We start from the raw sequence: 12,629 nt of genomic DNA, 5'->3' as shown, positions 1-12,629 counted from the left end.
CGCCGGTCTGCTACTGGGCGGCACCCGCATCGCCGCCGGCGTCCCCGCTGTCGCCGCCGGCATCGCCACTGGCGTCACCGCTGTCATCGCCATCTGCCGGCGCATCGGTCTGGCCCGGGGTCTTGGCGCCCTTTGCGGCGTCTTCGACCTGCTTTTTCTGCAGCGCCCGATAGCGGGCAACGTTCTCATTGTGCTCGGCAAGCGTCGTGGCAAAGACATGGCCGCCGGTGCCGTCAGCGACGAAGTAGAGATCGTCGGTCTTCGACGGGTTGGCGACGGCTTCGAGTGCGGCGCGGCCCGGATTGGCGATCGGCGTCGGCGGCAGGCCGTTGATCAGATAGGTGTTGTAAGGCGTCTGCTTTTCGATGTCCGACTGGTAGATCGGCCGGTCGGCGGGTTTGCCCTTGCCACCGAACAGGCCGTAAATGATGGTCGGATCCGATTGCAGCCGCATGCCCTTGGCCAGACGGTTGAGGAAGACGGCGGCAACGCGCGAGCGCTCGTCGCCCCGCCCGGTTTCCTTTTCGACGATCGAGGCCAAGGTGACGAAGTCCTCGACATTGGCCAGAGGCAGGTCGGGCGCACGCCGCTGCCAGACCTCGTCCACCAGCTTCTTCTGGTCGGCGAGCAGCTTGTCGACCATCTGCTGGCGCGTGGCGCCGCGGGTAAAGCGCAACGTATCGGTGGCGAGGCTTCCCTCGGCCGGCGTGGTCGCCGGCATGTCCCCGGTCAGCGCATCCTGCTCGGCAACGCGCTGCAGCGCCTGCTCGACCGTCAGCCCCTCGGGAATGGTCAGCGAATACATCACCGACTTGCCGCTCTTCAGAAGTTCCATGATATCGCGCATGGAGGCGCGCGGCTTGACCTCGTATTCGCCGGCCTTCAGCGCCGAGTCATTGCCATAGACGCGCACGCCGATGCGGAAGATGCGGGCGTCGCTGATCAACCCACGCCGTTCGAGCTGGTCGGCGATATCCTGGACGCCGGTGCTGGGCTTGACCAGAAAGGTGTCGCCAGCGACCGACGGGCCCGGTTCGTTGAAGGCCTGCTTGCCGAAATAGAGCGAAACGCCGGCGGCGAGGATCATCAACATCACCGCGGAGATGACGAAGTTCATGAACACGACGACCTGGCTGCGCGAGGCGCGAGAGCGCTTCGGCGGCGGTGTGCCGGCTTCCGGCCGCAAGGCCTCGGCCGCAGTCTTCGGCACGATCGGGCCGGTCTTCTGGTTTTGTCCGAATTGTCCGCTGCCGCCCGGATTGGTGTTCATAAGCGCCCTACCATCTGATCTCTTAGAGCGACCATGCGTCCGGTTGGACGCACAGCGTGCCCTAACATTTCAAGTCTACGCATCGTGCTTCTAAAAAAGCGCCTTCGGTTTCAGGCCGATGCGTCGAATCCCCAGCGGCAGAGTAGGCTCGAATATGGCAAAATTGACGACAGACCGCTGGCGCGCCGGTCGATAACGCAATCAGCCGATATAACGCTGGAAGACCAGCGAAGCGTTGGTGCCGCCAAAGCCGAAGGAGTTGGACAATGCCACGTCGATCTGGCGGGGCCGTGGCGTGTTTGCTACCAGATCGATCGCGGTTTCGCGTTCCGGGTTGTCTAGATTGATGGTGGCGGGCGCGATGTTGTCGCGGATGGCGAGGATCGAGAAGATCGCCTCAGCGGCCCCCGCTGCCCCCAAGAGATGGCCGATCGACGACTTGGTCGACGACATCGATATCTTCGAGGCGGCATTACCGACCAGCCGCTCGACGGCGCCGAGCTCGATCGTATCAGCCATGGTCGAGGTGCCGTGCGCATTGATGTAGTCGATGTCGGCAGGCGTCAGCTTGGCCCGGTTGAGCGCCGCCGTCATACAGCGGAAGGCGCCGTCGCCGTCTTCGGCAGGCGCGGTGATGTGATAGGCATCGCCGGTCAGGCCGTAGCCGGTGACCTCGGCGTAGATCTTGGCGCCACGCGCCTTGGCGTGTTCAAGTTCTTCCAGCACGACGACGCCGGCGCCCTCGCCCATGACGAAGCCGTCACGGTCGCGGTCATAGGGACGCGATGCCTTTTCAGGCGTGTCGTTGCGGTCGGTGGACAGTGCTCGGCAAGCGGCGAAGCCGGCAAGCGAGAGCCTGGTCACCGGCGCTTCCGCGCCGCCGGCCAGCATCACGTCGGCATCGCCGAAGATGATCAGCCGGGCGGCATCGCCGATGGCGTGCGCGCCGGTCGAGCAGGCGGTGACGACGGCGTGGTTAGGGCCTTTCAGCCCGTGCCGGATCGACACCTGGCCCGACACCAGATTGATGATGTTTCCGGGAATGAAGAACGGGCTGATGCGGCGCGGGCCACGCTCGTGCAGGATCAGCGCGTTCTCGGCGATGCCCTCGAGGCCGCCAATTCCGGAGCCGATCATGACGCCGGTGGCGCAACGCTCGGCTTCGGTGCCGGGCTCCCAGCCGGAATCCTTCAGTGCTTCGTCGGCGGCCGCAATCCCGTAAAGGATGAAGTCGCCGATCTTGCGCAGTTCCTTGGGCTCAAGCACGGCTTCGGGATTAAGCGTGCCGTTGGTGCCGTCACCGCGGGGAATGACGTGGGCGATCTTGCAGGCAAGATCTTCCACTTCAAACTCGATGACGCGCTTGGCAGCGCTGCGGCCGGTCAGAAGTTCCTTCCAGCTGTGCTCGAAGCCCATGCCGAATGGCGAAACCAGGCCGAGGCCCGTGACGACGACACGCCTCATCGCAGGTCCTCCCCGGTGATGACTGCGGATAGCGTCAGGCCGAAGCCTTGTCGATGTACTTCACGGCGTCGCCGACGGTCAGGATGGTCTCGGCCGCATCGTCCGGAATCTCGACGCCGAACTCTTCTTCGAACGCCATGACGAGTTCGACCGTGTCGAGGCTGTCCGCGCCCAGATCATCGATGAAGCTCGCCTGCTCCGTCACCTTGTCGGCATCGACGCCAAGATGTTCGATGACGATCTTCTTGACGCGCTCTGCGGTGTCACTCATTTGGGGCATCCTCGTCTTTTGTTTGTCTGTCTTCGTTAGCGGGCAGAATGCCGCTAATCAAGCTGAAAGATGGTCCTGCCGGAAACGCAACGGTGCCGGACCGGTTTTTGCCCGAACCGCCGGGTTGCGGGCCGCATTACACGAAAAATGGCTAAGGTCCAAGGCGAAATGGTCTCTTTTCACAAGCCGGCCGTGTCTTCTTATAACCGGCCGTATCCCGTCAAATCATCGCCATGCCACCGTTGACATGGATGGTCTGGCCGGTGACGTAGGCGGCTTCGTTGGAGGCGAGATAGGCGACGGCAGACGCCACTTCAACACTCGTGCCCATGCGGCGCGTCGGTATCGCGGCCATGATCGCATCTTTCTGCTTGTCGTTGAGCTTGTCGGTCATCGCCGATTCGATGAAGCCCGGGGCGACGCAGTTGACGGTGATGTTGCGGGTGGCGATCTCCTGCGCCAGCGACTTGGAAAAGCCGATCATGCCGGCCTTGGAGGCGCAGTAATTGGTCTGGCCGGGATTGCCGGTGACGCCGACAACCGAGGTGATGTTGATGATGCGGCCATGGCGGCGGCGCATCATCGGATGGGTGAGTTCACGGGTCAGCCGGAACACGGCGGTCAGGTTGACCTCAAGCACGCTGTCCCAATCGGCATCCGACATGCGCACGAACAGGCCGTCCTTGGTGATGCCGGCATTGTTGACCAGGATATCGACGCCTTCGAGCTCGGCTTCCGCCTTCTGGCCAAGCGCCTTGACCTCGTCGCGGTTCGACAAATTGGCTGGAAACAGCTTTACCCGGTCGCCGAGTTCGCCGGCCAAGGTCTCCAGTTTCTCGATGCGGGTGCCGTGCAGGCCGACAATGGCACCTTGCGCATGCAGCACCCGGGCAATCGCTTCGCCAATGCCTCCCGATGCGCCGGTGACGAGCGCCTTGCGGCCGGTCAGTTCGAACATTGTTATCTCCTGATCTCAGAGCGCACCCTTTGCACAGGTGCCGCCAAATCGCCAGCCTGTCAGCCCAGTGCCGCCAGCGCCGCCTCGACATCGGCCGGCGTGCCTATGGCCGATGTGGCGATGTCGCGGTTGATACGCCGCGCCAGACCCGACAGCACCTTGCCGGCGCCGATCTCGTAAAGGGTTGCGACGCCGTCGGCGCCAAACCACTCGACCGTTTCGCGCCAGCGCACGCGGCCGGTGATCTGCTCGACCAGGCGCCGCGCGATTTCGTCGGGCTCGCTGGTCGGGGTCACGGTGACGTTGGAGACGACGGGCACCACCGGTGCATTCCTGGTCACGCCCGCCAGGGCCTCGCGCATGACATTGGCCGCCGGCGCCATCAGCGCCGAATGGAAGGGCGCGGAGACCTGCAGCATCAGCGCCCGCTTGGCACCCTTTTCGGTGCACAGTTTCGCGGCGAGTTCCACTGCCGCCTTGGCGCCGGAGATCACCAGTTGGCCGCCGCCATTGTCGTTGGCAATCTGGCAGACCTTGCCGGACCCTGCGGCGGCTTCGGTGCAAGCGGCTTCGACATCGGGCTGTTCCAGGCCGATGATCGCCGCCATGGCGCCCTCGCCGGCCGGCACCGCCGCCTGCATGGCATTGCCGCGGATGCGCAGCAGCCGGGCCGCATCGGCGACCGAGACGAAGCCGGCGGCCGCAAGGGCGGAGTATTCGCCGAGCGAATGGCCGGCAACATAGGCAACCTTGTCCTTCAGCGAAAAGCCGCCCGCTTCCAGAGCCCGCACCGCTGCCAGCGACACCGCCATCAGCGCCGGCTGGGCATTGGCGGTCAGGGTCAGCGTCTCTTCCGGGCCTTCCCAGATCAATTTCGACAGCTTTTCACCCAACGCATCATCGACTTCCTCGAAGACCCTGCGCGCCTCGGGGAAGGCGTCGGCGAGGTCCCTGCCCATGCCGACAGCCTGGCTGCCCTGTCCCGGAAAGGTGAATGCAACGGCCATATGGGCTCTCTCCAGCGGCTGATTTTTCCTGCCTGTGACGCAAGGCGGACCGCCAAGTCAAGCCCGCTGGCGGCATTTCGACCCTTGTTCGAGGCGGGAGCCAGCCCCCGAGTCCCTGTTCCGACAGGCTTTTTGCCGATCACTCCTGATGAAAACCGCTCACGAATCGTTTGCTGGCTCTTCTTATTTCCGCCACAGGCGCTAGCATTTGGATGACAGTTCTATGACAGAACGGTGACGCGAGTGGAAAAACGCGTTGCTTGGGCCGGGGGAAGAAAAGTGGCAAGGATCAGGAAGGGCGCGGCCGTACCCGCGCCACAGTTCTTGGAAGACGATCCGTCCACCGGCTACCTGCCGGGGCGCAGATGGCCTGTCATCCGCTACGGTCTTGCCACTCTGCTTGCCTCCGCCGTCCTGGTTTTCGCCATCGAATGGATCGTGCGCGGCGATTTCTTCGGCACGGTCGACTTCTTCCTGCAGCCCTTCAAGCCGGGCTGGACCACCATCATCGTCTTTGCGCTGGTGCTGATCGGACTGGACGCCGTGCTCGGCCGCAGCCACCAGAGCCTGATGATCGTGGCGCCGCTGACACTGGCGCTGGCCTTTGTCGGGCACCAGAAGTCGCATTATCTAGGCGATCCGCTCTACCCGACCGATTTCCTCTATTCGCGCCAGATCATGGCATTGATGCCGCTGCTGGTGCGCGAGCGCCCCTGGACGGCGCTCGCCATGGCCGTCGGCATCGTCGCCGGACTGTCGTTGCTGATCTATGGCTGGCGGCTATGGCGCCGCAAAGTGCCGATCCTCAGCCGCAAGGGGCGGCTGGCGCGGCTGACGCTGGCAGTACCGCTGCTCGCCTTCTTCGTCTCGATCATGGACTACGCCACCTTCTCGTGGACCCGCGACCGGCTGCAGATCATCCCGATCATGTGGGACCAGAAGGAGAACTACGCCTCCAACGGCTTTGCCCTGGCTTTCGCGCTCAACGTGCCGATGGCGCATGTCTCCGCACCGGCCGGTTACTCCGACAAGGCAATCGACGCGATCGACAGGCCGGATGTGACAGCCTCGGTGCCGGATGAGAGACCCGACATCATCATCGTCATGAGCGAATCCTTCTGGGATCCGACCAAGCTGCCCGGCGTCACCATCACGCCCGACCCCATCCCCAATGTGCGGGCTTTGCGCTCGGGCTATATGTTCTCGCCCGAATTCGGCGGCATGACCGCCAACATCGAATTCGAGGCGCTGACGGGCTTTTCCAATGCCTTCCTGCCGGCGGGCTCGATCCCCTATCAGCAATATGTGCGCACGCCGACGCCGTCGCTCGCGACCTTCCTGAAAAGCGAAGGCTACCGCGCGCGCGCCATCCATCCCGGCACCAACTGGTTCTGGAACCGGGGCGCGGTCTATGCCGATTTCGGCTTCAACGATTTCCGCTCGGAAGAGACGCTGCCGCCGTTGCAAAAGCGCGGGCCGCTGGCCTCAGACGCGGCAATGACCGACGAGATCATCGCAGAGGCCGACGCCAGCGAAGATCCGGTGTTCTTCTTCGCCGTCAGCCTGCAGAACCACGGCCCCTACGAGCCGTACCGCTATTACAATCCGACCCACAAGGTCGCGGCACCGATCAGCACATGGGCGCGGGAATCGCTGCTCAGCTATGCCGAGGGTTCGGCCGATGCCGACCGTGGCCTCGAGCGGCTGATCGAATGGGCGAAGAAGCGCGAGCGGCCGACCGTCATCGCCTTCTTCGGCGACCATCTGCCGCCGCTCGGCCCCGTCTATGTCGAGACTGGCTTCCTGAAAGACAATGTCGCGCCGCGCAGGGAGGCTACGCCGGAGGCCGCACTGGAGCACCACCAGACCCCGCTGATCATCTGGTCGAACCGCACCGGTCCGGCGCAGGATATGGGCGCGGTCAGCCCGGCCTTCCTGCCTTACCACATCCTGACGACGGCCGGGATCACGCACCCTTACTACACCGGCTTCCTCGGCGCGCTGCGCGAACGCTACCGTGTCGTCGACCGCAACCTTCTGCTGACGCCGTCAGGCGAAGCGACGCCCGACTGGGCGCGGCAGAAGGACATCGATCCGGCGATCAACGATTTCCGCCTGATCCAGTACGACATGATGTTCGGCAAGCGTAAGGCCGCGCCCGACTTCTTCCCCGAAACGGTGGACAAGGTCGTCGCCCATACAAGCTGAATAGACGGGGCGAGCTGACCGGACGGCGGCCGCTCAATTGCCGCCGTCCCTACGGGGCTTCACCTGACAGCGCCGAGGGCCGCTATAGCCCCGCTGGCTATGGCGGTTCACGGAAGAACAATGTCGAGGGGAACCCCGATCCTAAGCACGTCAGCACGTCTTTTGCCGAACGCCAGAACCTCACCATGCGGATGCATATGCGCCGCTTCACTCGCCTGACCAATGGCTTTTCCAAAAAGGTCGAGGCTCACGCCAACGCCGTGGCGCTGCATTCCATGTACTACAATTTTGTGCGCATCCATGCCACGTTGCGTGTGACCCGGCTATGGCGGCTGGCGTGACGGGCAAACTTTGGGAGATTGGCGACATTGTTGCGCTGGCGGAAGCGGAAGAGGCGAAGATTGACCGCAAGCGTCGGGCTTACAAGAAGCACGTTGCCACCTAAACATTCGGGGGAAGCCAATGCAAATCACGGAAATATATGCTGACGAAGTTAGCGAGACGCACTTGCGTAATGTGCCGGTGAATCTTGCGGCTCGCGACTTTGCCCCTCCATCTGCCCCCATGGGCGCGTCACCCGAAACGCCGATGACGACCGGTGTATTTCTTGAATTGCCGCCCGGATGGGACCCGCAATACCATGCGACGCCGCGCAGGCAATTGGTGGTGTTGCTCCAAGGTCACCTCAAAATCACGACCACCGACGGAACTTCAGCCGACTTCCGGCGGGGCGATGTTCTCTTGCTCAATGACAAAGACAGCAAGGGCCACCGGTCGCTAGTCCAAGGTCAAGAGGCGGTTGGCTTGCTTCTAGTTGGCATCGCAGATTGATTCACATCGACAGAATTCAGACTGACCCACCACCGCGGGCGCCCTACCCTTGCCTTCCAGCCAAATTGCTGTATAGACGCCCGCAATCTGCCGGTCCTTGCTGGGGGCTGAACGGAGGGCCGGAGGTTTTACCCAAAACCTTCGTGTGAAGCCAGAAGCGCTTCCGCCTCCCGTGTCTCCGCTCTCGACCGTCTCGAAATGCTCCTTTCTTCCCCGCCCCTTTTGGGACCAGCGGGTCAGAGAAGTTGCAGAGGCTTTTGCCGCGAGGATCCGGGAGAGAAACGAAGAAAGGCACTGAACTACTATGGCTCTATACGAACATGTGTTCCTTGCCCGGCAGGACCTCTCGCAGCAGCAGGTCGATGCGCTTGTCGAACAGTACAAGGGCGTCATCTCCGCAAATGGCGGGTCCGTCGGCCGGGTCGAGAACTGGGGACTGAAGTCCCTCACCTACCGGGTCAACAAGAACCGGAAGGCTTACTACACGCTTATGGACCTCACCTGCCCGCCGGCAGCGCTCAACGAGATGGAGCGCCAGATGGGCCTGTCCGAAGACGTGCTGCGTTTCCTGACCGTCAAGGTCGAGGCGCATGAGGAAGGCCCGTCGGCCATGATGCAGAAGCGCGAAGAGCGCTCGGAACGCGGCGGCTTCGGCGACCGCGACCGTGGCGATCGTGGCCCGCGTTCGTTCGGCGACCGTGATCGCGGCGACCGTGGCGATCGTCCGCCGCGCTCGTTCGGCGACGCCGGTGGCGATCGTGGTCCGCGCCGTCCGCGCGAAGGTGTTGAAGGGGGTGCAGAATAATGGTCGACATCAATCAGATCCCGACCCGGCGCCCGTTCCATCGCCGCCGCAAGACCTGCCCGTTCTCCGGCGCCAACGCGCCCAAGATCGACTACAAGGATGTGCGTCTTCTGCAGCGCTATATCTCCGAGCGCGGCAAGATCGTGCCGTCGCGCATCACCGCCGTCAGCCAGAAGAAGCAGCGCGAACTCGCCAAGGCGATCAAGCGCGCCCGCTTCCTCGGCCTGCTGCCCTACGTGGTTCGCTAAGACTTTCGAGCAGGCGGTTCGCCGCCTGCTCTCTTTCTCCCACGGCGATGGGCGCCGCACGGGGGTCAGTTTGATGATGCATGTCGTTGTCCCAAAACCGGGACCACTTTTGGGCGACATGCATTGAAATCCCGAGTTGAGGTGAAAAGCCTCTAACTGCCGTGACAGGCAGGACAGCGACACCGGCGCCATGGCGCCCGAGCTTCCTGACCTGTTCCATTCAATTCGGCGCCGATCCCGCGGTCGGTGCCCAGACGAAGGAACAAGACCATGCAAGTTATTCTTCTCGAACGCGTTTCCCGCCTCGGCCAGATGGGCGATACCGTCAAGGTCAAGGACGGCTTTGCCCGCAACTTCCTCTTGCCGCAGGGCAAGGCGCTGCGCGCCAACGAAGCCAACAAGAAGAAGTTCGAGGGCCAGCGCGCCCAGCTCGAAGCTCGTAACCTCGAGCGCAAGTCGGAAGCCTCTCAGGTTGCCGAAAAGCTCGACGGCAAGAGCTTCATCGCCGTGCGTTCGGCCGGCGAGACCGGCCAGCTCTACGGTTCGGTGTCGACCCGCGACATCGCCGACCTGTTGACGGCGGAAGGTTTCTCGGTCAACCGCAACCAGATCCAGCTCAACCAGCCGATCAAGACCATCGGCGTCACCAATGTGGCGATCGCGCTGCATCCGGAAGTCGAGGTCACCATCAGCCTCAACATCGCCCGCACGGCCGAGGAAGCCGAGCGTCAGGCCAAGGGCGAGACTCTGACCACTGCCGAAGCCATCTATGGCGACGACATCAACGACAATGCGCGGCCGGAGAACTTCTTCGACCCGAACACCGAGTTCGAAGGCGGCGAAGACAACGCTTGATCGCCTAACGACAAGCGAGGGGAGCGGCGCTCCCGATCACATTGTCGTCATCCAGCCTTTGTGGACCAATGCCCGGGCGTCTCGCCCGGGCATTTTTGTGCCAAATGGAACTTTTCGAACCCCTATATATTGAGGCAGAATTAGACAGCCAGTCTGACCGTGAGGGGACATTTGGGCATGAATATTCTGTTGAAGCGCGTTCTCGACCGCCTGGTGCGCACAGGCAATCTCAAGGTCACCGGGCCGAAAGGCTCGACTACGGTGTTCGGCGACGGCAGCGGCGAGCCGGTGCACATGCACATCAAGACCAGGCATGCCGAGCGCGCCATCACCTTCGATCCGATGCTGGCCGTGCCGGAAGCCTACATGGACGGCGAACTCGATGTCCTCGAGGGCGGCGTGCTGGGCGTCATGCGCATCGCCTTCCAGAATATGGGCAGCGGCGGCATCGACGCCACCTGGTCGAAGGCGATCGAAGGCCTGCGCCACGCCTTCCGCCGCCTGCAGCAGATCAACACCGCCTCGCGCTCGCGCCGCAACGTACAGCGCCACTATGACCTGTCGGGCGATCTCTACCGGCTCTTCCTCGACGAGGACATGCAATATTCCTGCGCCTATTTCGAGCAGCCGGACATGACGCTTGACGAGGCGCAGGCCGCCAAGAAGCGCCACATCGCCGCCAAGCTCAGGCTGAAGGCCGGCCAGACCGTGCTCGATATCGGTTCGGGCTGGGGCGGGCTTGGCCTTTACCTCGCCAAGACCTTCGATGTCGACGTGCAGGGCGTCACGCTGTCGACCGAGCAGCACGGCGTCGCCACGGACCGGGCCCATGCGCTGGGCCTGCAGGACCGGGTGCATTTCGACCTGAAGGACTACCGCGAACTCAATGAGCGCTTCGACCGTATCGTTTCGGTCGGCATGTTCGAGCATGTCGGCGTCAACCACTACCGCACCTTCTTCGACAAGGCGGCGACGCTGCTGAAACCCGACGGCGTCATGCTGCTCCACACGATCGGCCGCACCGGCGTGCCATGGGCGACCAGCGCCTTCGTCCGCAAATACATCTTCCCTGGCGGCTACATCCCGGCGCTTTCGGAGGTGATGCCGGCAATCGAGAAATCCGGCCTCGTCGTCACCGACATAGAGATGCTGAGGCTGCATTATGCCGACACGCTGAAGCATTGGGGCCAGCGCTTTGCCGCCAACCGCGACAAGGCCAAGGCGATCTATGACGAGCGCTTCTGCCGCATGTGGGAGTTCTATCTCGCCGCCTCGGAAGCCGCCTTCCGCTGGCAGGATCTGGTGATCTTCCAGATCCAGATCGCCAAGAAGAACGACACGCTGCCGATGACGCGCGACTACATGGCCAAATGCGAGAAGGCGCTGGAAATGCGCGATATGGGACATCGCCACGAAACGGCAGCCGCCGAGCCTGCCGTTGCCAGGTCTGTCGCCGCCAAGTCCGTTGCTGTCAGGTCCGCTGCCGCCAAACCGGCACGCCGCCGCAAGGTGTCGGATCGGGAATAGGGCCTCGATTGCGCATTGCCGCTTGCCATTGCTGGCTCCGGCCCTGAAAAAGGTCTCGTTTTCGTGAGAACTTTTTCATGAACTTTATCCTCACTATCGTGGCCGGGATCGCCGGCGCCCCGGTCATCCTGTTCGCGCCGCGCCGAGCGTGAGCGTGGAACTGCCTCCACCGCTCAGACAAGGCGTCGAGCGCCTGCTCGAAACGATACCGCTGCCGGCGCTGCGCCAGGCGGCAAAGACGCTGTCGGACCGCTACCGCGCCGAACTGCGCGACGGCCGCCTGCACATGGCCGAGGAGATGGCGGTGAAGGCCTATCTGGCGACGCGGCTGCCGGCGACCTATGCCGCGGTGCGCGCCAGCCTCGATTCGCTTGCCGATGCGCGGCCCGATTTCCAACCAAGAACCCTGCTCGATGTCGGCGCGGGCCCGGGGACGGTGCTTTGGGCCACCACGGGCCTGTGGCCCGATCTCGAACAGGCAGTGCTGATTGAAGCCAGCGCCGCGGTGCGCAAGGTCGGCCAGTCGCTGGCTCTTGATACCATCGCCGCCAGGACGGACTGGCGCGCCGGCGATGTGACCATCGACCTTGCCGACCTCAAGCCTGCCGATCTTGTCACCTGCGCCTATGTGCTGGACGAGATCGCGCCGGCATCGCTAGCCAAGCTCACCGACCGGCTCTGGCAACTGACCGGCGACACGCTGCTGATCGTCGAGCCGGGAACGCCAGCCGGCTGGCAGCGCATTCTTGCCGTGCGCCGGCGATTGTTGGAGGCCGGCGCGCATGTGCTGGCGCCTTGCCCGCACGATGCGCCCTGCCCGCTTGAGCCGCCCGACTGGTGCCATTTTTCCCGCCGCGTCGCCCGCTCGCGGCTGCACCGCCTGGCCAAGGATGCCGATGTACCGTGGGAGGACGAGAAGTTCATCTACGTCGCAGCGTCGCGGCAGCCCGCGCCTGCACATCAGCCGCGCGTCATTGCACCGCCGAAAGCCGGCTCCGGCAAGGTGCTGCTCAAATTGTGCCGGCCGGACGGCGGCGCAGGAGAGACGCTTTTCACCAAGCGCGACGGCGAGCTGTTCAAGACAGCGCGGCGGCTGGACTGGGGCGATACATTGGCACGGGCGGCTGATCCGAGCGGATAGATCACCGGCTTGTCATGCTGGCAGGGAAACACGGGGCCGGGTAT

The 12,629-nt window shown here is 63.6% G+C and carries 12 protein-coding genes and 1 pseudogene; 8 read left to right on the top strand and 5 right to left on the bottom strand.

Annotated features, from left to right (window positions below; genetic code table 11):
- Nucleotides 1–10: 10 nt before the first annotated feature.
- The 5 genes from mltG to fabD all read right to left on the bottom strand — a co-directional run bounded on the left by mltG (nt 11) and on the right by fabD (nt 4,970).
- Nucleotides 11–1,270, bottom strand: coding sequence for an endolytic transglycosylase MltG (gene mltG / locus ACWTU9_RS17755; RefSeq protein WP_455859403.1), 1,260 nt, complete (start codon nt 1,268–1,270; stop codon nt 11–13).
- A 201-nt stretch (nt 1,271–1,471) separates the two neighbouring features.
- Entirely contained in the window at nt 1,472–2,734 is a 1,263-nt protein-coding gene (gene fabF / locus ACWTU9_RS17750; RefSeq protein ID WP_455859402.1) for a beta-ketoacyl-ACP synthase II, read from the bottom strand.
- 34 nt (nt 2,735–2,768) lie between these two features.
- Nucleotides 2,769–3,005: an acyl carrier protein gene (locus tag ACWTU9_RS17745; protein ID WP_006203723.1), complete on the bottom strand. Its 237-nt coding sequence runs from the start codon at nt 3,003–3,005 to the stop codon at nt 2,769–2,771.
- A 220-nt stretch (nt 3,006–3,225) separates the two neighbouring features.
- Nucleotides 3,226–3,963 (bottom strand): 3-oxoacyl-[acyl-carrier-protein] reductase, encoded by a 738-nt coding sequence (gene fabG, locus ACWTU9_RS17740; protein ID WP_027045360.1) that lies wholly within the window; start codon nt 3,961–3,963, stop codon nt 3,226–3,228.
- Nucleotides 3,964–4,022: 59 nt separating this feature from the next.
- Nucleotides 4,023–4,970: an ACP S-malonyltransferase gene (gene fabD, locus ACWTU9_RS17735; RefSeq protein WP_455859401.1), complete on the bottom strand. Its 948-nt coding sequence runs from the start codon at nt 4,968–4,970 to the stop codon at nt 4,023–4,025.
- Between the two features lie 279 nt (nt 4,971–5,249).
- Between fabD and ACWTU9_RS17730 the strand changes: the two genes are divergently transcribed.
- The 8 genes and pseudogenes from ACWTU9_RS17730 to ACWTU9_RS17695 all read left to right on the top strand — a co-directional run bounded on the left by ACWTU9_RS17730 (nt 5,250) and on the right by ACWTU9_RS17695 (nt 12,585).
- Nucleotides 5,250–7,178, top strand: a complete 1,929-nt coding sequence (locus ACWTU9_RS17730) for an LTA synthase family protein (protein WP_455859400.1) — start codon at nt 5,250–5,252, stop codon at nt 7,176–7,178.
- Between the two features lie 50 nt (nt 7,179–7,228).
- A pseudogene (locus ACWTU9_RS17725) lies at nt 7,229–7,623 on the top strand (IS1 family transposase); the annotation flags it as partial.
- Nucleotides 7,624–7,640: 17 nt separating this feature from the next.
- Entirely contained in the window at nt 7,641–8,009 is a 369-nt protein-coding gene (locus tag ACWTU9_RS17720) for a hypothetical protein (protein WP_455859399.1), read from the top strand.
- Nucleotides 8,010–8,313: 304 nt separating this feature from the next.
- A complete protein-coding gene (gene rpsF / locus ACWTU9_RS17715; RefSeq protein ID WP_112560792.1) occupies nt 8,314–8,814 on the top strand; it encodes a 30S ribosomal protein S6 in 501 nt (166 codons plus the stop codon).
- Entirely contained in the window at nt 8,814–9,062 is a 249-nt protein-coding gene (gene rpsR / locus ACWTU9_RS17710) for a 30S ribosomal protein S18 (protein WP_006203718.1), read from the top strand. The genes rpsF and rpsR overlap by 1 nt, the downstream gene beginning before the upstream one ends.
- 270 nt (nt 9,063–9,332) lie before the next feature.
- The gene (gene rplI, locus ACWTU9_RS17705) at nt 9,333–9,917 is read left to right on the top strand and encodes a 50S ribosomal protein L9 (protein ID WP_181059027.1); all 585 of its coding nucleotides are present in this window, start codon (nt 9,333–9,335) and stop codon (nt 9,915–9,917) included.
- A 177-nt stretch (nt 9,918–10,094) separates the two neighbouring features.
- On the top strand, nt 10,095–11,444 hold the full coding sequence (locus tag ACWTU9_RS17700; protein WP_455859398.1) for a class I SAM-dependent methyltransferase: 1,350 nt from the start codon (nt 10,095–10,097) through the stop codon (nt 11,442–11,444).
- A 154-nt stretch (nt 11,445–11,598) separates the two neighbouring features.
- A complete protein-coding gene (locus tag ACWTU9_RS17695) occupies nt 11,599–12,585 on the top strand; it encodes a small ribosomal subunit Rsm22 family protein (RefSeq protein WP_455859397.1) in 987 nt (328 codons plus the stop codon).
- Nucleotides 12,586–12,629: the final 44 nt, after the last annotated feature.

The organism is Mesorhizobium sp. 128a (genome assembly GCF_053848025.1).
The sequence above is the reverse complement of the archived record's forward strand: the minus strand, read 5'-3'. Positions and strand labels throughout refer to the sequence as shown.